At 68.2% G+C, this 22,097-nt stretch carries 10 protein-coding genes; 3 read left to right on the top strand and 7 right to left on the bottom strand.

What is annotated here, in order from left to right:
• Window position 1 precedes the first annotated feature (1 nt).
• Window positions 2–1,357, bottom strand: coding sequence for a glutamine synthetase family protein (locus KIK15_RS03610; RefSeq protein ID WP_214242743.1), 1,356 nt, complete (start codon window positions 1,355–1,357; stop codon window positions 2–4).
• Here KIK15_RS03610 and KIK15_RS03605 point away from each other — a divergent pair.
• Window positions 1,356–2,438 carry a DNA polymerase IV gene (locus KIK15_RS03605; protein ID WP_214242742.1) on the top strand — a complete coding sequence of 361 codons (1,083 nt, stop codon included), beginning with the start codon at window positions 1,356–1,358 and terminating at the stop codon, window positions 2,436–2,438. The genes KIK15_RS03610 and KIK15_RS03605 overlap by 2 nt on opposite strands.
• A 48-nt stretch (window positions 2,439–2,486) precedes the next feature.
• Here the strand turns inward: KIK15_RS03605 and KIK15_RS18535 are convergent, their stop codons facing one another.
• A complete protein-coding gene (locus KIK15_RS18535) occupies window positions 2,487–2,618 on the bottom strand; it encodes a hypothetical protein (RefSeq protein ID WP_284149927.1) in 132 nt (43 codons plus the stop codon).
• Window positions 2,619–2,630: 12 nt separating this feature from the next.
• Window positions 2,631–3,194 carry a type 1 glutamine amidotransferase gene (locus KIK15_RS03600; protein WP_214242741.1) on the bottom strand — a complete coding sequence of 188 codons (564 nt, stop codon included), beginning with the start codon at window positions 3,192–3,194 and terminating at the stop codon, window positions 2,631–2,633.
• Between the two features lie 55 nt (window positions 3,195–3,249).
• Between KIK15_RS03600 and KIK15_RS03595 the strand changes: the two genes are divergently transcribed.
• Together KIK15_RS03595 and KIK15_RS03590 are read left to right on the top strand one after the other, a co-directional pair.
• The gene (locus tag KIK15_RS03595; RefSeq protein WP_214242740.1) at window positions 3,250–4,875 is read left to right on the top strand and encodes an acyl-CoA dehydrogenase family protein; all 1,626 of its coding nucleotides are present in this window, start codon (window positions 3,250–3,252) and stop codon (window positions 4,873–4,875) included.
• A gap of 24 nt (window positions 4,876–4,899) precedes the next feature.
• Window positions 4,900–5,820 carry an NAD(P)/FAD-dependent oxidoreductase gene (locus KIK15_RS03590; protein WP_214242739.1) on the top strand — a complete coding sequence of 307 codons (921 nt, stop codon included), beginning with the start codon at window positions 4,900–4,902 and terminating at the stop codon, window positions 5,818–5,820.
• 19 nt (window positions 5,821–5,839) lie between these two features.
• Here the strand turns inward: KIK15_RS03590 and KIK15_RS03585 are convergent, their stop codons facing one another.
• The 4 genes from KIK15_RS03585 to KIK15_RS03570 are packed head-to-tail and all read right to left on the bottom strand — an operon-like array spanning window position 5,840 to window position 22,034.
• Window positions 5,840–11,425 (bottom strand): non-ribosomal peptide synthetase, encoded by a 5,586-nt coding sequence (locus tag KIK15_RS03585; protein WP_214242738.1) that lies wholly within the window; start codon window positions 11,423–11,425, stop codon window positions 5,840–5,842.
• A 4-nt stretch (window positions 11,426–11,429) separates the two neighbouring features.
• Window positions 11,430–12,536 (bottom strand): 3-oxoacyl-[acyl-carrier-protein] synthase III C-terminal domain-containing protein, encoded by a 1,107-nt coding sequence (locus KIK15_RS03580; protein ID WP_214242737.1) that lies wholly within the window; start codon window positions 12,534–12,536, stop codon window positions 11,430–11,432.
• On the bottom strand, window positions 12,526–20,934 hold the full coding sequence (locus KIK15_RS03575) for a type I polyketide synthase (protein WP_214242736.1): 8,409 nt from the start codon (window positions 20,932–20,934) through the stop codon (window positions 12,526–12,528). Before KIK15_RS03575 ends, KIK15_RS03580 begins: the two co-directional genes overlap by 11 nt.
• On the bottom strand, window positions 20,931–22,034 hold the full coding sequence (locus KIK15_RS03570; protein ID WP_214242735.1) for a methyltransferase: 1,104 nt from the start codon (window positions 22,032–22,034) through the stop codon (window positions 20,931–20,933). The genes KIK15_RS03575 and KIK15_RS03570 overlap by 4 nt, the downstream gene beginning before the upstream one ends.
• Window positions 22,035–22,097 lie beyond the last annotated feature (63 nt).

Raw genomic sequence — 22,097 nt, 5'->3', positions numbered from 1 at the left:
GCTACACGCTCCAGGCCATCCGGAAGCGCTCGGTCAGGTCGTCGGTGTCCATCTCCCCGTAGTGGCGGGTTTCGTAGCGGCGCACCGCGACCACCGCGTCGACCACATCATCGCCCAGGACCGATCGCGCCAGCGGCGCGTGTTCCAGGGCATCGATGACGGTCGACTGGTCGGTGGACAGTCGGTGGATTTTCGCACTGTGCCGCTGGGCGTCTGACAGCACCTGCGGATCGACGGCGGTCTCTGGGGGCAGAGTGGCCCCGCGACTGATCCCGTCCACAGCCAATCCGAGCAGCGCGGCGGTGGCCAGATACGGGTTGGCCGACGGGTCGATCACCCGGATCTCCACCCGGGCCCCGTGGCCGTGCGTGTCCTGTTTTGGGATGAAACGTACTGCAGCACTGCGGTTTTCCCTGCCCCAGCAGGTGAAGACGCTGGCGCGCAGCTCCGGGGACAGCCGTAGCCCGGACACGATCGAGCCGGCGAACACGCCCTGGAGATCCGCGAGTCCGCCCACGATCCCGGCCAGCGCGGCGGTCCCCAACTCGGTGAGACCCGCGGTCGAGCCACCCCCGGAGAACAGCGGCCCGTGGCGGCCCTTGATCGAGAGATTTTGGTGCGCAGCGATTCCCACGCCACCGGCGAATGGGGTGGGTGACATGCTGACTCGGCGGCCGTGGTTTCGCGCCACGCGTCCCACGACCAGTCGTGCTGCGACGAGCTGATCGGCCGCGGCGACCGGAGACAGTGGCGCCAACGACACCTCGAACTGGCCGGCCCCATACGACGGGTGCACGGCCTCGATGTCGACCTCGGCGGCCCGGGCAGCGGTGATCAGGTCGCGCACAAAGCGTTCGTGATCCAGCACCCCGGCCACCCCGTACTGCGCCCACGCCGGTGACGGCACCGGTTCGGCGTCGGCGTCGAGGACGAGGAACTCCAACTCGTGTCCGACCACGGCAGTGAAACCCGACTCGGCCAGCGCAGTGGTGACCCGATCGAGGGTCCCACGCGCGCACGCGGCCACCGGCTCACCGTCATGATTGTGGAAACCCGCAGGCGCCCAGGCCAGACCGTCCTCGAGTACCCGTAGGCCGTCGAGGTCGATCCGGATGTGGTGATCGCCCACCACCGAGAACGCTCCACTGGTCGGGGCCGATGCCGTTCCGATCCCGTCGGCGGCGGTGGTGTGCCAGGCTGGTCCCGCGGACAGGCCGTCGCGGGCGAATTCGGGAACCCGGTTGATGTCGACCACTTTTGCCTGCGTCACCCCCGCCGGGCTGACGATCGTCCCGACGAGCGCGTCCACGTTGCGGCTGCGCAGATACCCCACGACATCGGATTGGATGGTTGCCATGACCGACAGTCTGCCGTGTCGTCTGATCGCCCACGTCGACCTCGACCAGTTCCAGGTGGCGGTGGAGCGCCTGCGCACGCCGCAGTTGCAGGGCAGGCCGGTGATCGTCGGCGGTACCGGCGATCCGACCCAGCCGCGCACCGTGGTGACCTGCGCATCGTATGAGGCACGCGATCTCGGGGTGCGCGCCGGGATGCCGTTGCGTGCCGCGCACCGCAAGGCACCGGAGGCAACGTTCCTACCCGTTGACCTCGACACCTATGCGGTTGCCTCGGCCCAGGTGATGGATACCCTGCGCAGCTTCGGACACCCCGTGGAGGTGTGGGGTTTCGACGAGGCGTTCATCGGGATTCTCGACCCACCGTCGGACGTGCACGCCTTCGCCGCCGAGGTCATCGAGCGGGTGGCGCAGGTGACGCGACTGCGATGCGCGGTGGGGCTCAGCGACAACAAGCAGCGGGCCAAGATGGCCACCAACGAGGCGAAGGCGCAACGCACCGGCGACGGACCCCGAATCTTCGTCCTCGACGCCGACAACTGGATGCCGGTGATGGGCCAGCGACCCACCCGTGACCTGTGGAGTGTGGGCGCGAAAACCTCGGCGCGACTTGCCGATGCCGGCATCACCACCGTCGCTGAACTGGCCGACACCGACCGCGCAGAGCTGATCGCGATGTTCGGTCCGCACCAGGGCAACTGGCTCAACGTGTTGGCCCGTGGCGGTGGCGACGCCTTGATCACCGCCGAACCGTATGTGCCCAAATCGCATTCGAAGGCTGAGACCTTCAGCGCCGACGTCACCGACTCCGACGAGTTGCACGCCCGGCTCGGTGAGATGGCTGCCGCGCTGCACCGACAGATCCGGGATGGGGGTCGCGAGGTGTTCCGGGTGGCGGTCACCCTGCGCACCTCCACCTTCTACACGCGGACCAAATCCAAGAAGCTTCCGGCCCCGACACTCGAGTTCGACGACATCGAACCGCCGTTGCACGCGTTGCTCGACCGGTTCGCCACCGACCCGGGCACCGAGGGTCGCCCGGTCCGATTGTTGGGTGTGCGTTACGAACTCACCGATCCCTGACTCAGGAAACCCACTTGAGAGCCCCGGCTCCTCAGCACGTCGTCGGATTCACCCGGCGGACCGGTGGGTGATCTCCAGGAAGGTTGCGAACAATCGCGCGCTACGGGCCGCCAGATCGTCGGCGTCAGCCTCGATCCGTGCGGCCAACTCGTCAGGATGCACCCCGAACTGCGCGTGCACCGCGGCCTCGGACTAGACGGTGGCGCTGAGCCGCCAGTTGGCGAAGGCGGCGGTGGAGATCTCGGGGTGAAACTGCAGACCCACCGCGCGGCCGAGCGCGAAGGCTTGCTCGCCGGCGGTGTTGTAGGCCAACCGTCGTGCGCCGGGCGGAAGGGTGAAGTGGTCGAAATGCCATTGCATCCACGGACCCGACTCGATCACGCCAGGCTGCTCGGCGTCGATCGAGACGAACCCGACCTCTGGACGGGGTGAGCGTGCCACTACGCCCCCGAGGATCCGGCTGAGCAGCTGCCCGCCGAAGCACACCCCGAGCGTTGGTGTCCCGGCAGCGAGAGTTGTTCGTAAATAGTCGATCTCGGTGCCAAGCCACCGCAGGGTGTCGTCGTAGGCCGATTCCAGCGATCCCAACACCACCACCGCATCGACAGAGCTCGGATCGGGAAGGAGGGCGTCGGAACCCACCAACCCGATGGCGACGTCGTACCCGAGGTCGGCGGCGGCATCGGCGAGGGTGCCCGCCTCGTCGCGCCCACGTTCCACCGACGGTTCGTGGGCAAGGAACAACACGGTCTGCATGGCGCCAGCCTAAAACGGGCCTGCCCCGGGTCGCGACGGTGCCAGTATGGGAGCCATGCCCGACACCCACGCCGTGTTCAACCAGGTTCCGCCGCTGATCGGCCACAACCCGGCCGACAATCCCGCGTTGCTCGAGGCGCTGGCTCGGGAGGGCGGGCAGTGGGGCGTCGAGGAGGTCCATGCGCTCGGTGCAGTTGCCGCAACCGAGGAAGCCCAGCGGTGGGGCACCCTGGCCGACCGCAACCGACCTGTGTTGCGCACCCACGACCGCTACGGCCACCGTATCGACGAGGTGGAGTACGACCCGGCGTACCACCGGCTGATGACGGTGGCCACCGAACATGGCCTGCACAGCGGACCGTGGACCGACCCGCGATCCGGGGCGCACGTGGTGCGAGCGGCCAAGGTGTCGGTGTGGAACGTCGAGGCGGGACATGTCTGCCCCATCTCGATGACGTATGCGGTCATCCCGTCGTTGCGGCACAACGCCGAGTTGTCGGCGCTCTACGAGCCGTTGCTGACCTCGCGCGCCTACGATCCCGTCCTCGCCGTGCCCACCGAGAAAGCAGGCCTGATCGCGGGTATGTCGATGACCGAGAAGCAGGGTGGATCGGATGTGCGCGCCAATGCCACCACGGCGCAACCGAATTCCGACGGCAGCTACACGATCACCGGGCACAAGTGGTTCACCTCGGCTCCGATGAGCGACGTGTTCTTGGTGTTGGCCCAGGCCCCCGGCGGCCTGTCGTGTTTCTTCCTACCTCGGGTGCTGCCTGATGGCACCCGTAACCGGATGCGGTTGCAGCGCCTGAAGGACAAGTTGGGCAACAACGCCAATGCCTCATCCGAGGTCGAATACGACGGCGCCACCGCGTGGTTGGTCGGGGAGGAGGGTCGTGGGGTGCGCACCATCATCGAGATGGTCAACCTCACCCGGCTCGACTGTGCGGTGGCCGGCGCCGCGCTGATGCACACCTCACTCACCCAGGCCGTGCATCATGCCCGTCATCGCAGTGTTTTCGGTTCCACGCTGATCGACCAGCCGCTGATGCGCAATGTGCTGGCCGACATGGCCGTCGAAGCGGAGGCGGCCACCGCGGTGGCCATGCGGATGGCCGGTGCAACCGACGCCGCCGAACGCGGAGACGAACGCGAGGGGCTGATCCGTCGGATCGGGCTGCCGGCCACCAAGTACTGGCTGTGCAAACGGTCGCCGGGCTTCGTCGCCGAGGCGATGGAATGTCTGGGCGGAAACGGGTATGTGGAGGACTCCGGGCTGCCCCGGATGTTCCGGGAGTCGCCGCTGTACGGCATCTGGGAGGGCAGCGGCAACGTCAGCGCCCTGGACATGTTGCGCGCCATGGCCACCGCGCCGAAGTCGGTGGAGGCGGTCTTCGACGAGTTGGATGCCGCCGCGGGGATGGATCAGCGCTACGACCAGCATCTGGCCGCCATCAAAGCGCAGTTGTCGCGGCCCGAGGATCTGCTCGTCGGTGCGCGCCGGTTGGCCGAGTCGCTGTGCATCGGGCTGCAGGGGGCGTTGCTGCTGCGTCACGGCCATCCGGCGGTGGCCGAGGCGTTCGCAGCCACGCGGTTGGGTCGTGATTGGGGTGGTGCGTACGGAACCCTGCCCGCTGGAACAGATCTCACACCCGTCCTCGAACGCATCGCGGTCAAGTAGTGCCCGTCGACGTACGGTGGTCAGATGAGAACTGAGCGTGGCGTGACGATCGTGGGGGCCGGGATGGCCGGCGCCGCGTGCGCTGTGGCGCTGCGCGCTGCCGGGGTGGAGGTGCGCGTTCTCGATCGCGGTCGGGTGCCCGGTGGCCGGATGTCGTCGCCCGCCCTGCATGATCGTCGGGTAGATCTCGGTGCCGGCTATTTCACCGTGCGCGACAAAGGATTCGCCGAGTTGGTGGCGCGGTGGGACAAAGCTGGTCTGGTGCATCGGTGGACCGACACCTTCGCGGTCTTCGACGCCGGTGAGCCGCCGCGGACATCGAGCGGCCCCACGCGGTGGGGCACCCCGGCCGGGTTGCGGTCGCTGGTCCGCGAACTGCTGAGCGACATCGAGGTGACCAGCAGCACCTGCGACACCCTGCCCTCAGGTGACGTGGTTGTGGCCATGCCCGACCCGCAGGCCGCTCGTCTGCTGGCGGTGCCCGACGCCGTCGACTACCAGCCGGTGATCGCAGTCGCCTGCGGGTACCGCGATCTCGGCGGTCTGCCGTTCACCGACGCCGCGTTCGTCAACGGTCACCCGCACCTGTCGTTCGTGGCCCACGATGGCGCGCGTCGCGGTGACGGCGCCCCGGTGCTGGTGGCCCACACCACCGGTGAGCTGGCCGCAGCGCACCTCGCCGCGCCCGACGACGTGGCCCCCACGGTCACCTCGGCGGTCTCGGAGCTGTTCGACATCGACACGCCCGACTGGACCCACGTGCACCGGTGGACGTTCGCCAAACCCGTTGCACAGCATGAGTCGTCACATCACCTGAGCATGGCCGAGGGTCGTCTGATCGGTCTGGCCGGGGATCAATGGTGCCCGCAGGGGGCTCCGCGAGTCGAGAGCGCCTGGCGTTCAGGGACCGACCTCGCAGCCGCGATCGTCGCCGCACGTTCCTAGCTCCCGGACTTTCCGCAGTTCACGGGCGCTCTTCGATGAGCGCACGGCGGCGAGCGCCCCGGCTCCGGGCCGCGGCGATCGGATCGTCCAGCGTCGGTGGCGTACTCGCCGGCGAGTGAGCCGACAGTTGCGGTTGGGCGGCCGCGTGGTCGACGGCGCCGTGGGCTGGGTTACGTCGATCGAGCTCTGCGGCGAGGGCATCTGCGGTGGGAAAGGCGAACAGGTCGAGCACGCCGACGTCAGATCCAGTCACCTCGCTCAGTTCCGCGAGCATCTCGACCAGCGACAGTGACGTTTCGCCCACCTCGAAGAAGGTGTGGTGTGCACTCACCGGTGGTGTGACAGTCGGATGGCGCCGGGCGAGCAGGTCGACGATGGCCGCACGCCGGCGATGCACGCTGGTGGTCGGGGTGGTTGGTGCAGCGGCACGATCAACCATCTCCGCCGAGTCCTCCGGCACCGAACCAGCATCTCCGGCATACCGCTCGATATGCTGAATCAGCGTGTTCCACAGCCGGTTCAGCACTGCTGAATCCAGCAGATCGCTGCGCGCGTCCACGTTGAGGCGCAGGGTGCCCGCGGCAACGAACGCTTGGGTGTCGAGCAGGACCTGTGGCGTCTGGCTGATCGCGTGCACGGTGCGGCCGCCGGCGAACCCCTCGAGCAGCATCGATGCGTCCACCTCGTCGGTGGTGCCGATCCCACTGGAGTAGACCACCGGGAAGCGAGTTTCGGCTGTCGCCGGGAACCTGTCGCGGGCCATCCGCATCACCTCGTTTGCGTGTACCCCGGCAGCGCCCGTGCTGTGATCGCAGCCGGCCAAGAGATCACCGGCCACCGCCCTCAGGTACTCGGCCTCCGTCGCGGATCGATCGGGCCGGGGTTCGATCAGCATGGTCTGTGTGTAGTCGCCCACCACGCCGGCGTGGGCCTCCGGGCGGCCGAACATGGTGACCACGAGGGTGTTTCCGTCGGCCCCGAACTCGGCTGTGGCGGCACCGAGGCACGCCAGCACCAGTGCGTCCAACGACACGCCTGCGGTACGCGCCGCCGCGGTCATCGACTGCAGCTGCTGCGGGGTACTGCACCACCGGCGCCGAGTCACCTCCGGTGTGCGAGCACGTCGGGTGCCGATCGCAAGTCGCGGCCCTGGACGCAGCGAGTCGATGCTGTCGCGCCAGAAGGCCAGGTTCTGGCGCCGCGATCGGGTATCAGCGGCGAGCGCGATGTCGCCGATCCATTCCCTGAAGTGTCGCTGCGGCGCCTGAAGTGGCTGCCCGGCGTAGGCGGTAGCGAGGTCGCGAGCGATGATCACGGCACTGTGCGCGTCGCAGAACAGCAGATCCAGACTGACGTGGACGCGTGCGCGATCACCGTCGATGCTGGCGGCCAATGTGATCAGGGGATCAGTCATCGGGTTGGCCACTCGGTGAGACATGCTGCGGCGCAACGACTGGGCTGCTCCGGGATCGGTGGCCACCACCAGGTGGGCCCGCGGCTCGGCGTCGATGCGCTGGCGTGCGTCGGCGGTGGCTCGGGCTCGCAACATCGGGTGATGTCGCTGCACCGTCGTGAACGCTGCGGCCAACCGGTCGAGGTCCAGATCCGGGCCGTCCACCTCGATCTCGGTGTAGTAGTGCGGGGCCACCGGAGGCCCCCATTCGCGGTCGGCGCGACCGACGAGATAGGCGAGCTGCATCTCGGTGAGCGCAAAGGTGTCGGTCTGGCGTTCAGTCGATGCACCGACTGCCGGCACCGCGCAGGGGGAGCCGTCCGATGCGGCGGCGGTGGCCACCGATGGGGAAGCGGTGCCGCCCACCGGATGATCGATGACCACCAGGGTGTCTGGGTCGGGGCACAGTCGCAGCCGGGAATGGGGGGTCACGTTGGCGTCGATCCACGCTGCGGCGGACCGAAGAAACGCTGAGGCGTGCATGGCGGGCACGGCTTCGGGCAGCCGCACCCCGACCATCGTCGCCGCATACACGAGGGGTGGGGTGGTCGGCTCTTCCGATGGAATCGGATGGTGCGCAAAGCTTGTGGTGACGGAGTCGGTGTCCTTGACCGAGTCGAGCCATTCCCATCCGGTCGCCAGCTGGCTCAGCGATGGCCGAATCCCGGTCGTGTCCTCGATCCGGTTGGCCAGTCGCACCAGGTCCACCGACGACAACCCTTGTGTGACGAGGGTGTCGCCGCCGATCACGATGTTGCCAAAGCCGATCTCGCTGCACAGCTGCGCAGCTGGGTGATCCGATGCGACGTCGGGTTGTTCGGCGATGTCGGTGACCAGGCTCTCCCACTCCGGCGCGTTGGCCAACGCCGTCAGGTCCACCTTTCCGTTGGCGGTCAGCGGGATGTTCGCGACGCGGCGAATCATGCTGGGCACCATGTATTCTGGGACGTGCGCGGCGATGTGGGCTCGGAGCTCGGCGGCCGAGACCGGCGTGGTGGGGCAGCAGTAGGCAACGATCGACTGTGATGACGTGGCACCGGTGACAGCGACGATGGCGCGCCGGACGGCGGGGTGTCGGGTGAGAACGCTTTCGATCTCGTCCAGCTCGATCCGATGTCCGCGGATCTTGACCTGTCGGTCGTTACGACCGAGGAAGCGAATGGTGCCATCGGTGCACCACTGGCCGAGATCCCCAGTGCGGTACAGGCGTTGACCGATGGCGGGGTGCATGGCGAACCGCTGCGCGGTCAGGTCTGGGGCACCCACGTAGCCGCGCGCCACTCCGTCGCCCCCGATGAACAGTTCACCGGTCTCGCCCATGGCACAGGGTGCCTGTGCATCGTCGAGAACAAAGAACCGCTGCCGTGACAGCGCGCGGCCGTAGGGGATACTCGGCGCATCCGGGTCCACCCGGTCCACCCGGTGTGAGATCGACCAGATGGCCGCCTCGGTGGCCCCGCCGAGGCTGTGGAACTCGATGTGGGGCAACACTGCTCGTATCCGATCGGGCAGGGTGACCGGGATCCAGTCCCCCGACAGCATCACCAACCGCAGAGACCGCAACAGCCGAGCCGCACCGGGGACCAGAGTGCAGTACTCCATCAGCATCTCCAGTACCGCAGGCGCGGTGTTCCAGACCGTGACCTGCTCAGTGGCGATCAGGTCCAACCAATGTTGAGGGTCGCGGGCACGGTCGGGATCGGGCAGGACGAGGGCGCCGCCTGATCCTGGGAGGCCGAACACGTCGAACACAGAGAGGTCGAAGGTCAACGCGGCCAAACCGAGCACCCGATCCTGCGGACGGATCCCGAATCGCGTCACCACGTCATCGAGGGTGACCCGGGCCTGCCGATGCTCGATGGCTACACCTTTGGGTTCGCCGGTTGAGCCCGAGGTGAAGATGACGTAGGCAAGTTCGGTGGGGTCGGCTGCCGGCGAGTCGATGTCTGGGCGGGCAGAGGCACCGACGTCGGCGAGTTCGCTTGCGGGGATTGCGGTCACGGCGTCCGGCACCGATGAGCCGTCAGTGCCCAGGTCGTCGATGACCATGTGGGTGATGTCGGCGCGGTGACACACGCGCGAGATTCGTTCGGCCGGCCATGCCGGGTCGATGGGGACGTAGGCGGCGCCGATGGCCAGGATCGCTCGCACCGCGATGATCTGTTCGATCGACTTCGTGAGGGCGACCCCGACGAGATCACCAGGATGTACACCGTGGTACCGCAGCTGACAGGCCGCGCCGGCGGCGAGCTCGGCGAGTTGTCGGTGGCTGCGGCGACCGGCAGGAGTGATCAGGGCCGTCCTGTCGGCGTGCACCTGGGCCGCGCGGCGTACCGGGCCGTCGAGCAACCCATCGCTGTCATCGAGGATGGCGGGTAGAGGGTGGGGCAGTGTCTGGGGGGTGGCGAAACATGGGTCCCAACCCACTGTGGCGTCATCCCAGGTTCGCGGATCTGTGGCCAGGCGGACCAGGAGCCTGCGGTAGGCCTGCATCATCGCCGTCACCGCTGCGGTGTCGAAGTGATCGACGGCGTGGTCGAAGATCAGCCGGAGCTCGCCGGACTCCTCCCACACCAGATGGTCGAGGTGGACCTGCGGAGTCTGCGACACACCGTAGATCTCCTCACCCAGCCAACCGCCGACCGGGCCGGGTGATCGATCGCTGTCCGGTCCGAGGCATCGCGTGCCGTCTGCGCTGCCGTCGCGTCCGAGACCGATTCCAGACGTGAGCACCACAGTGTGCGTTGGGCTCAGCGGATCACCCTGTGCCACAGCGCAATCACGGGCCACCTCCACGCCGCAGTACTCTCGGTGATCGATCGCCTCCCACAACTCGTGGTTCACCAGTGTGGCGATCTCGGCGAAAGTCCTGCCGGTGGGTTGCTCGGGCATGGCCAGCAGGGCCGTGGTGGTGAAGTCGCCGACCAGTTCGTCCGCCCCGTCGAGATCGAGCGGGCGGTCGAGGAGGGTGACGTTGAGACAGAACCTTTCTCGTGCACCCCAGCGATCGAGGAGTAGTCCGAAGGCGGCCGCGATCAGTGCGGTGCGTGAGACTCCGTGTGCGCGTGCCTGACCGATGAGTGCCGACCATGTTGCTGCATCGAGACGGTGCTGGACCCGTGCGAAGCGTCGCCGAGTGGTGGTCGTCGGTGGCGCGGCGATCGCCGCGGGTCGCGGGGTGCCAGGCAGAGTGGGTACTCGCCGCGACCAGTAGCGCTGGGCGCGGATACGTCGGTGTGGTTCATGGGCGCGGGCCACCGCGTCGAAGAAGCTGAGCTGGGAGGCCGGCCACGCCGCGGTGGGTTGGCGGTAGGCCTTCTCCCAGTCCCGATGAATCAACTGCCAGCTGGTGAAATCAATTGCCAGGACGTCGAATCCGACGCAGAAACGGATGGTGTCGGTCGACTCCACCACCGCCCGGAGGTCGAACAGGGGCCCGGTCTCGGTGCAGCATCGACGATGCGACCACTCCTCTCGGGTGCGCGTGGTGGTGGCGCCCACCTCTGCCGGTGGCTGGGTGCGAAGGTCGATCACCTCGACGGCCACGGGCATCGAATCGCTGATGCGGGGCTGACCGTCCCGAGTGATGGTGAGTCGCAACATCGGATGGCGGCCCACCACCACGGCGAAGGCGCGGCGCAGGCGCTCGATTTCGGCGAGTGGGTCACCGGGGGCAGTTCGTCGGTATTCCATGTACCACCACGACGCTAGCCCGCCGTCGCCCATCCCGTCCTGGCGCCCCGCCCAGTACGCCTGCTGCACCGGTGTCAGCGTCGGAACAGGTGCCGCCGGGCAGTCCCCGCTGCCCCGGTTCTCGGGCCTGATCGGTGCAGATGGCCGGGGACTCGAGGCCAGCGTGTCGGCCACCTCTCGGAGGGTGAGGTGTCCGAGCAGATCGGTCAGGGCCGGTTCGACCCCGAACGTCTCGATCAGCAGGGCACGAAGGCGCAGCGCGGCCATCGAATCCAGCCCGAGCTCACCCAGGGTGAGCTCGGCGAGGTCGGCTGGCGAAGGGGGTGTCCGGCCGAGGTTGCTCGGGTTCGGGTGATCGGACGACCCGACGGCCGTGGTGATGGTGTCGAGTAGGCGTCGCATCGCGGTGGTGTCCTGCGGTATCGGACCTTGGATGGTGGTGTCTGTCGATTCGGCCACGAGCTCAGGTCACATCCTCATCTGTGATGGTGTGTACGGTCCGGCGTCTGCGCCTGCCGGTGCGCTCACCGGCGAGGTCAGTGGCCTCTAGGGCGATCGCCACGAAGGTGAACCCACTGCCCACTCCCAGCAGCACAACTCGATCGCCGCGTCGGATCAGGCGCGAGCGACACAGGTGGTCGAGTGCGACGAGGTGGTCCACGGCACCCAGATGCCCGGTGCGGGAGCCGAGTTCGGCGAGAGTTCGGTCCGGGGTGAGGGTCAGCGGCTGCAGATAACCGACGGAGACGACCGACGGCGCCACGAATGGCAGCGCGAAGCATCGCACCGAGTCGATGCCCCACTGCGCGTCACGCAGGACGGCGAACACCGCACCCTGCACTCCCCGGTGTTGTAGTTGACGAGCCTGCTCGCCGGTCAACATCCCGGATGCGAATGCGGTGCGGGTGCGCTGCGAGATCGGCGCGGCCGGCGGCCACAGCTGCGGGTCAGGCCGGTCGTCGCCGCGCTGCAGGACCTCCAGCGCGGGGACGGTGTAACCCGACACCGCAGCCACCCGGAACAGGCCGCCGCCGGTACCGATCACGGCCGCCGCGGCGGCGTCTCCGAGAATGAGTCCGTGATCAGATCGGTAGCGGTCCAACGCGGCTGGGGAACCCGGGCCGTAGTCTGCCGGGTCGCCGAAGGTGTCGACCGCGGTCACCAACACCGGCCCCGTACCGACCGCAACCGACCTGATGGCGTTCTCCAGGGCCACCGTCGATCCGGCGCAGGCCGCTGACACACTGGTCGACAGTCCGGCGAAACCGGTTCGGTCACCGGGACGTAACCGGCCCCACAGGTATGGCGCCACCGACCACATCGGCGGGCCCTGGGGCAGGCCCGAGGCATGGACATGCGACCGCGGCACCTCGGGGGCCGCATCCAGCGCTGCGGCCCCACAGCGTGTCACCATCTCGATTCCCGGACCGTCGGCGATCGACGAGGAGATCATCCCGGATCGGCGTGCCACCTCGGCGTCGTACTGTCCCGCAGCCACGGCATCGGCCACCGGCACCAGCCGGCCCAGCTCCGCGGCCACCGAGACCACCCACACGTCGTCACATCGCATCGCGCACCATCGACAGCATGGGGTCCATCGCGGCGACGATCACGTCGTGATGCGTCGGATCCAGAATTGAATAATGATGGGCAGCAACATCGATCACCCCAAGTGAGGGCGTCACGGCAGACCAGCCGTGATCGTCGAGATCGGTGCAGTCGCCCACTCCCATCCCCAGCCCGGCGTTCTGTGGCGCGGGCGCTGTGGCCCGGATCAGCACGGCCGGTATGTCGGAGGGCAGTGGCTGTGCGTGGTGTCCGGCCAAGAAATGCAGATGTTCCCCGAGCAGATCCGCCCGCGGTCGCAGCGCGTCGTTCGCGCTCGGAGTGGCGATCACCGCGGCTGCGTCGGGTTCGCACAACGAGCCGAAGGCCTGGACTGAACGCAGATACAAGGTGCGCGCCAGATCTGGAGTCGGTGTGAGGGTGATCCGATCCGGCGACTCGGCATCGATCATCACTACGCCGGTCACCTGAGCCCCGCGCTCGTGCAGGCGGCGCGCGATGTCATGGGCCACGATGCCGCCCATCGACCAGCCGCCCAGCAGGACCGGGCGCGTGGCACCCAGGGCGGCGATCGCGTCGGCATAGCGGGCCGGCCGGTCGTCTGGTCGGTCCGGGTCACGGAAACCGTTGTCGGCCAATCCGAGAACGCAGAGCCGGGAACCCAGAGCGGTGGCGAGGTCGCGATAGAGCGACACGTCGCCTCCGGAGGGGTGTACGAGCACCACGGTCGCGTCTGCGTCGGGAGGGTCGGCAAACGGGACCAACACGGCTCGAGCGGCCATCGCGCCTGCGATCGCGCGGGGAGTGGGGCCGGCGACGATGTCGGCAACCGCACAGGGGCAGTGCGCCGTTCGGATCAGCACCCCGAGGTGTCTGATCAACGACAGGGAGTCCACGCCGGCGGTGAAGAGGTCGGTGTCGGGGCCGATCTCACCGGTCCCGGCGTCGGTCACCTGCCCGGCGAAATGGTCGCTCACCCAGCGCACCAGGGCCGAGGACGCGGCATTTTCTGGCGCGGGCGGGGCGACGAGCGGCATCGGGTCGGGGCGAGCGGGTGAGGTCCGCGTCGGCGGTGACGACAGCTGCTGCTGCCAGCCTTCGGGGTTGGCGAGCATGCGCATCAGCGACTCGACTCGCTCCACCACGGTGACGGCGGTGGCATCGTCGAGTTGTTCGCTGACGTAGGCCAGGTCGAGCACCAACTCGCCACGTGGACCGTCGAACGTCCGGAGCTCGCACACCACCTGTGGGGTGCGAATGTGGTGAGCGATGTCGTCAGGGTCGATGCGGCCCAAAGGCCCGGCATCGGTGGGTCGTTGGCCCAATGCGCCAGACAGCCCGAGGGTGGACTGGAACACGAAGGGTGACAACACGGGATGCTCGGTGTCGTCGTGAGCACGCCGATGTGCGCGCAGGTCGCGTAGCACTTCCACACCCCCGTAGAGGTCATGTGCGGTGGCCTGGGCGAGCTCGGAGTGCACCGCCCGGCAGGCCTCGGTGACCGATGACGCTGCGGGAAGGTCGATGTCGAGGACGGTGGTGGAGGAAAAGGCGCCGATGATGCGTGGGACATCGGCGTGCAGCGGCTGGCGGTGTGATTGCAGGGTGGTCAGCAGGAACCGGCGGTGGCCCGCCGCCTCGGCCAGGGCGATGGCATAGGCGGTCAACGCAGCACTGGACAGACTCACGCCGTGAGCTCCGCATTCCGTGGCGATGGCGGCGGTGACCTCACCGGCCACGGTGCGATGGGTACCCGACATCACGGCCGGAGCTGCGTCGACAGTCAAGGGGTGCAGGGGGATCGAGGGCGGGCGCGGAAGACCGGGTACCCGAGCCCGCCACCACAGTTGATCTGCGCGCCAGGCCTCGGTGCTGCGCACTGCGTTGAGGGCGACCGCGTAGTCGGCGGCGTCGACGGACAGTGGCGCGAGGATGGCGTTGGGATCGGCCAGCATGCTCAGCAGTTCTCGTTCGAACAGCGCGGCCGACCAACCGTCGACCACCAGCAGGCTGAACGCGCACAGCAGGCGGGCCCTGCCCTCGCCGAGAAGGATCAGGCGCACGATGACTCCAGGGCCGGTGCGTGGGTTGGGTCCACAGCGGGCCGCGTCGTCACGAGTCTCTTTGCACACCAGGCGTTGTCGCTCGGGTGAGAGAGCACGCAGATCGAGCACGTGGAGCTCCACCCGGGCATCGGCGTCATCGAGATCACGGATGACCCCGTAGCCGTCGTCGGTGATCGCCATGCGCAGGCCGGCCTGGTGAGCCACCAGTCGATCGAGGGCGTCTTCGAGCTCGTCGGCGATGATGTCGCTGTCGACGTCGGAGAGGCCGACGTCGGTGAGATGGTGAACGGTGGGGTAGGACAGCTCCCATCCGGGGTGGTTGCCGACGAAGTATGCCTGGGCCAGCGGTGGGAGGGGAATGGGCGCAGTCGGATCCGGACGCGGTGTCAGGGTGAGCGCAGGGGAGCGAAGGCTCCCCGACGCCCGCTGCGACACCAGGGCAGCCAGCTGTTCGACAGTGGTGTCGGTTCGCACATCGGTCATCCGCAGGATCACGCCGAGGCGTTCCCGGATCGCTGAGGCCATCCGAACCGCCAGCAATGAGTCCCCGCCCAGGGTCAGAAAGGTCTCGGTGGTGGGAATGTCGGCGATCCGGCGGTCGAGCAGCTCGGCCCAGATCTGCTGCACCGCCGTCACCACCACCTCACCGTTGTCCGGTGAGTGCGGCGGTTCTCCGGCGACGAGTGCCTCGATGGCGTCGCGGTAGCCGGCGAAGTGCTCGGCGGCGACCGCAGGGTCGAGATGGTCGGTGTCGACATCCCATTGCAGCACCAGCTCGCCACGATGCTCGTACGCCTGGTGATCGAGCCACACCTGTGGGGTCTGACTGATCCCGGCGACGATGGGGCCCAACCACTCCGAGTCGTGCTCACCGTCGTGAGCCAGATCTGCAATCTTGTGCAGACCCAGCATCCCGGTGAACACCACCGGGATGGAGCCGTCGACCCCGGTCCGTCGGGCACGGTCGGCGAGCACGGCGGGGCCGGGATAGCTGCGGTGATCGAGATCGTCGAAGAGCTGCTCGGTCACCGAACGCATCCCGATGCGCGGGTTCTTCTGTTCGTCTGTGCGCAGATCGATCTCGTGCAGGACGAGGGAGGAGAACTCGCCGACCACCGCGTCGGCGTCGGCGATGTCGGTGGGCCGATCGAAGACGGTCAGGGTCACGGTGAAATGCTCGTCACCGCTCCAGCGGGCCAGCGTCATCCCGTAGCACCACAGCAACGCCGCTGTCGGCGTGACGTTCTCGCGCGCGCAGCGCTGCATGATCGCCGACCAGTCCTGGGCACTGACACGCGCGGCGAGCCGGTGGAACCGCCCGGCCGGATCGGCGTGTGGTGGTTGCGTGGTGCGGGGTAGGGCGGGGGCGGCGGGCAGGGTGTCCAGTCGCGCCTGCCAATATGCTCGATCCCGCCGGTAGGCCTCGGTGGCCTCGCGGGCGGACAGAGCCGCCACGCACTGAGCGAAGTCCGATGCCGGTGAGGCCAGTTCTATGCGACCGAGGCCGGACTGCAGTTGGGTGTAGGCGGAACGAACCGCGGCGTCGACGATCAGGTAACTGGCGCTGTCGCAAACCATGACGTCCACCGAGATCCCGATGTGCCAGCCGTCGGCGCAGCGCAGCACCTCTGGGACCACCAACGGCCACACCGCCGGATCGGCAACCCGGGTGGACAGCCGCGCGCGGAAAGCGGTGAGGGCGGCGTCCTGGTCGGCGATCGGCTCGGTGTGGACGTCCCGGAACGGGAGGCGGTAGCGCGGAACAGCGGTCAGGACGCGATTGGTGCCATCTGGCCCCACCACCGCACGCAGCATCGGGTGCACGCCGATGACCGCATTCCAGGCGGCCTCGTAATGAACGATGTCGAAGGGCTCTGCAGCATCTGACGAGTACAGGTGCTCGACGTAGAAATGGCAGCCCACCTGGCCCCCGTCGGCGCGAGCTCGCGTGCGGCCGACGCGGTAGGCGTGCTGGACCCACGTCAGGGGAAAGCCTTGTGACGGTGACGGTCCACCCGATCCAGGGTCGGGTCGGTTCTCCCTCACGTCATCGCCGATGGCGTCGGAGCGGAGTCCGCCGGAGGAGTCGATGAGGGCGGCCACCCCTGCGACCGTGGAGGCGCGCAACAGGTCTCGGAGTCGTAGCGGGGTGACCACGATCGGCTCGAGGTCGCGCAGCACTCGCGTGGCCAGCAGTGAATGGCCGCCGAGCGCGAAGAAGTCGTCGTCGGGGTGCTGTGCCGCAACCCCGAGGCTATCGGAGAAGATGCGCGCCACAACGCGTTCGGTCGCCCCGAGCGCAGCAGGTGATGCTGCGGTGGTGGTGAGTCGTGGTGTGCGCTCGGGACGTGCACGCGAGCGCTGCTCCAGATTTCCCGGTGAGACGCTCACAACCGCCGGGGGTGGTGCCAGCCGCCGGCCCGCCAGATGTGTCTCCACGATCGTCCACACGGCCTGTGCGGCCGCGGCTGGTGATATCGCGTATCGCATGGATACCTCGGCGGCGCTTTCGGCCTCCTGTGCCGTCCCGGTTCTGAGACGATCCAGGCTGATCGTGACCCACGGTGTGCTCTCCGGTGACATCGTCTGGGCCGGAACAGCTTCCAGGTAGCGGCTGGCTGCGGTGTAGGCCCCCAGTCCGGCGCCGGCCACCGTCGCACCTACTGAGGAGATCGCCACCGCGAGGTGGGGCCTCATCTCGGTGGTCATCGTGGCGCACGCATCGGCGAGGAAACGCTGACCGTCGACCTTGGTGCCCCAGAGTGTCTGGGTCACTACGCGATCGTCCTCGGCGAGCAACGCCGGCTCCACCGTGACGGGGGCGTGAATGACGACGTCGATGGCTCCGTGCGATGTGGTCACATCGGTGAGCAGCCCGCGCACCGCGTCGGCGTCGGTGCTGTCGACCGATCTGACCTCCACCGAACCCCCGTTGTCGGCAAGACGTTTGATCGCATCGTCCAAACGATCGCGGCGGTCGCCGACGAGGCCGGCGTGTGCGCGTCGGGAAGTCACGACGACCCGCGCCGGGACGGCGGTCTCGGCCAGGTGGGCGATCAGTGCTGCACCCAGGTTGCCCACCCCGCCGGTCATGACCACGGTCGGTGAGTCGCGTCGTGCCGACCGGATGGGCGCTGCGGCCCACGGTGTGAAGGTCCGTCGAAACCGGCTGCGCGTGGCACCGACTGCGCGCCAGGCGATTTCGTTGGACCCGTCGACGCCGGCGCGCAGAACGCGATGTTCGGTGGTGACCAGTTCCTCGACGAGGTCCGCGTCGAGCCGCTCGGGGTCATCGAGATCGATGCTGAGCCAGCAGATGTGGTCGCATTCCTGCGCCGCCACCCGGGGCAACGCGCGAATGGCCGCGCCGAGGGGTTCGGCTACCTCGCCCGGCTGGACCGCTTCGCAACGTTCGGTCAGCACCGTGAGCTCCACCGCTGTCCCGGAGGTGCGGGCGGCTTCTGCGATGCGCCCGAGTACCCGCATGGCGTCGATGACCGTGGGCACGGTGTCGGTGCAGTCGATGATGATCGACGCGGCGTCGTGGCCGCCGAATGCGTCGGCGACTCCGGCCGACGTTGCCGTGAAGTCAAGGCGCACGGCCTGACCGGCGATGCGCGACTGCCCGTCACAGACGACGACCCGCACCCGGTCCGGGCCGCACGCCTCGGTCGTCGGCACCGAGGGCAGGGGCGCCACCACCCAGGTGGGGAGCCACAGCTGGGGGCTCGGGTGTGGTCCCACGCTCGTCGTGGCTGTGGTGGGCACATCGAAGCGCCGGCGGTCGAACCGGTAGCCAGGCAATGGGATCCGCCGTAGCCCGGTGTCGGGGGCGAGCTGTATCGGCGCGCCCGACACCCATGCCTGCGCGATCACTGCGTCGAGGTCGTGCGCGTGAGTCCGGTCGTCGGCCGACACCGCGGCAACGGTGACCGTTGTGGAGTCGACGGCCCGGGCGGCCGACAGTAGCGCGGCGCCTGGACCCATCTGGACCACGACCGCTCGGGCCGCGCTCGGCGCGCGGTCGACACCGTAGGCGGCCAGGGCGGCGGAGATGGCCTGGTCGAACCGGACCGTCGCGCGTAGATGCTCGCCCCAGCGTCCGTCCCGCGACAGCTCGGCCGCGCACGCCGGTGCTGATGTCAGTGTGGAGATCAACTGAACATGACCTGGCCGGAATGTGATTCGCCGAGCTGCGGTGTCGAGGGAGGCGCGGACCGAATCAACCGCCGCGCTGTGCGCGGCTACGGCTATGTCGAGGCGATCGACGTGTACGCCCTGGCCTTCGAGTTCGGTCACCACTGCATCCACCGCAGCTTGCGGGCCGCTCAAGGTGATCGCCCGCGGCGCGTTGACCGCTGCGATCTCCACCTCGCGATGGCGGTCGACCACGGCGCGCGCCTGCTCTTCGGGCATGTTCACCGCCACCATCGACCCGGGTGGCATCGCCGACATACCTGCCGCTCGGGTGGCGACCAGCAGCGCGGCATCGGCCAGGTCGGCCATCCCGGCCACCACCGTGGCGGCGTACTCCCCGAGCGAATGGCCCACCACGGCGTCGGGCCGGAGCCCCCGCCCGGTCAGCGCGGCTGCCGTGGCCACAGACAGTGCGAAGATCGCCGGCAGGCCCTGCCCGGGATCGCGTTCGCGTCGACGCCAGGTGTCGAGATCGGTTGTGGCCAGCAAGAGGTCGCGAACATCAGGAGCACCGTGGGCCCGTAGAGCTGTTGCTGCGGAGTCGAGGGTTCGCGCGAAATCGGGGTCCTGGCCATACAGGTCGCAGGCACTTCCCGCGACGCCTCGGCCGCCACCGGGGAACGCCCACACCACCCGGGCCTCGGTGTCGCACCGATCCCGGAACTGCGTGTGGTGGTCGCCGTCGATCACGGTCGCCACGCGGTGCGGCAGTGGTTTTCGCCCGACCCGTAGCGAGTGTGCTGCGTGTGGGAGCAGGGTTGGATTTTCACGCGACCAGGTCGTTATCGCCTCGGAGGTGGTGTCGGCAGCCCGGGTCGTGGCGGCGGACACCATGAGCGTGACCGGCCCAGCCGGACGCGACGCAAGTGGGGTCTGAGGCCAGTTCTCCACCACGACATGGGCGTTGACGCCGCCGAAGCCGAACGAGCTCACGCCGGCAGTGCGCGTCGGAGCCGTCCAGTCGAGGGGGGCGAGCGCCGCGCGGAACGGTGATCCGGGTGCGTTGAGGTCCTCGGCAACAGGGTCGCAGTGCAGAGTGGCCGGGATGAGGCCGTGTTCGACGGCCAGTACCGCTTTGATCAGCCCGGCCACTCCGGCCGCAGAGTCAGCGTGGCCGATCGAGCTTTTCACCGAACCCAAGGCACACCATGGTTGCGGCGCCGAACCGAAGATGGTGCGCAACGCCTCGATCTCGATGCGATCACCCAGGGCGGTGCCGGTGCCGTGACCCTCCACGTATTCGATGTCTCGCGGGGAACGCTCGGCCATCGCCAACGCTTGCGCGATGGCTCGCGCCTGCCCGGTGCTCGTGGGTGCGGTGAATCCCATCCGGTTGGCGCCGTCGTTGGTCACGGCGCTCCCGCGGATGACGGCGTGGACGGTGTCACCGTCGTCGAGTGCATCGCGTAGGCGCCGCAACACCACCACGCCGCAGCCCTGGCTGAACACGGTGCCGGCTGCGTGCGCGGAGTACGCGCGGGTGCGCCCGTCCGGGGCGAAGGGGCCGTCGGGCACGGCGACGTATCCCTGCTCCTCGGGGAGCCGCAGGCTGACGCCTCCGGCGAGCGCGGTGTCGGTCTCGCCGGACAGCAGCGATTGGCATGCCAGGTGGACCGCAACCAACGATGTGGCGCACGTGGCGCCGACCGACAGTGCCGGGCCGGTGGCGCCGAGTCGATGCGCCACCCGCAGGGGCAGGTAGTCGGCAATGTGGTTGGCGTGGATGTCGAGGTTACGGACTGGATCGTCGCCACCGGACGGATCGAAGTCCGGGTGCGCTCGCCACAGGTGATGTGGGTTGGCCGCCCCGGCGAACACGCCTGTCTCGCCGGCCTGGGTGAGATCCCCGTAACCGGCGTGTTCGATGGCGTGCCAGGCGCATTCGAGGAAGACGCGGTGTTGTGGATCGAGTCGTGCCGCCTCGGACGGGGTCATCGCGAACGGAGCTGGGTCGAACTCCAACTGATGCGGTAGCAGACCCGCCACGCCGATCCGCCCAGGCTTTGCGTCTACATTGCTGAGTCCGCTTCGGCTCGTACGCAACAGATCCCAGAACTCATCGAGGTCAGCCGCGCCTGGGTATCGAACTGCGCAGCCGACCACCGCGACGAGTTCGGCCCGCTGTTGGCGATCGCTCATCGGGCGGATCCCACGCGTGCGGCGTACCCGAACTGCCCCGTCTCGGCGAGTGGGTGATCATCGTGCGGTAGTCGTTCGATGGTGGTGAAACCGGCGCAGAGCAATGCAGATGTCCATTCCGAGACGGCGGGAAGCATGGCGCCACTGGTGCGCCGTGCGTCGGTCGGGGGGCGGTGCGAGGCCTCGTTACCAGACATCAGGAACTCGGCCGAGGCGAGCAGTTGTGGTCGCTCGACGCTGGTCTCGATGAGGACCAGTAGTCCGTCGTCGGCTAGTACCGCGCGGACCTCGGCGCAGAATGCGTTGATGTCGTTGGCATTATGGGCAACGTTGGCGGCCACTACCACGTCTACGGCGCCCCCGGTTGCGTGCACCTGTGGTCCCAGAGGGCGCGCGATGTCGACGATGGCGGTCGCCACCAGGTCCCCGAACCGTGCGTGGGCATGCCGTAGGAATTCTTCTGACACATCGGTGAACAGGTAGTGCGGTGCCGGTGAGATGTGTTGGGTGGCAAGCACAACAGACTCGGTGGTGGCACCGGTTCCCGCGCCGAGCTCCACGATCCGCCCTCGGCGTTGCAGGCTGTTCAGGTGGCCCGCGACCCACTCCCCGGCCGCCTCGTTGACCATCCGGCTCGACGGGTTGTCGCGGTAGATGGCGTAGGCGATGCTCAGGTCGAGCCCGCCGGCGGACTCCGGGCCGCCGAACATGAGAGTGTGCGGCGACAGCTCGCCGGTGAGCAGATCTGGCACTTGTGCGAGCGCTCGGCGTAGGTAGCCGGGGTAGGCGCGCGTGGTGTCGACACCACGCCAGGCGCGTTCAACGGTAGAAGCGCGGACATTGGTGATGGACACGATGACGTTGTCCTCCAGTGTGATTCGACCCGCTGCCGCCAGGGTGCTGACCCAACGCCGAAGCAGCGGCCGATGGATGGTGGCGCAGCCCAGACCGTCGAGCAGTGCGTCGACGGTCAGCGGAAAGGTCGGCGCATCTGGGGAGACACGCCGCGCCAACGCCAGCGTCATCACGTCGAGTGCGATCGCGTCCAGCGCGCGACCCTCGGTGAGGAACTCGTCGATCTCTCCCGGCGACAGCGGCACAGTTGAACTCCCGGTGGTGTTGATAATGAAAATTGTTATCATTAAGCACGCGACGACGCCACA

Source organism: Williamsia sp. CHRR-6, assembly GCF_018474015.1.
Taxonomy (GTDB): domain Bacteria; phylum Actinomycetota; class Actinomycetes; order Mycobacteriales; family Mycobacteriaceae; genus Williamsia_A.
This window is presented reverse-complemented; position numbering and strand designations above follow the sequence as displayed.

What these genes read in the sequence shown, in the direction of transcription:
- KIK15_RS03605 (WP_214242742.1), top strand. Translation starts at nt 1,356, where the DNA reads ATGACCGACAGTCTGCCGTGTCGTCTGATCGCCCACGTCGACCTCGAC.
- KIK15_RS03610 (WP_214242743.1), bottom strand. Translation starts at nt 1,357, where the DNA reads ATGGCAACCATCCAATCCGATGTCGTGGGGTATCTGCGCAGCCGCAAC.
- KIK15_RS03600 (WP_214242741.1), bottom strand. Translation starts at nt 3,194, where the DNA reads ATGCAGACCGTGTTGTTCCTTGCCCACGAACCGTCGGTGGAACGTGGG.
- KIK15_RS03595 (WP_214242740.1), top strand. Translation starts at nt 3,250, where the DNA reads ATGCCCGACACCCACGCCGTGTTCAACCAGGTTCCGCCGCTGATCGGC.
- KIK15_RS03590 (WP_214242739.1), top strand. Translation starts at nt 4,900, where the DNA reads ATGAGAACTGAGCGTGGCGTGACGATCGTGGGGGCCGGGATGGCCGGC.
- KIK15_RS03580 (WP_214242737.1), bottom strand. Translation starts at nt 12,536, where the DNA reads ATGCGATGTGACGACGTGTGGGTGGTCTCGGTGGCCGCGGAGCTGGGC.
- KIK15_RS03575 (WP_214242736.1), bottom strand. Translation starts at nt 20,934, where the DNA reads ATGAGCGATCGCCAACAGCGGGCCGAACTCGTCGCGGTGGTCGGCTGC.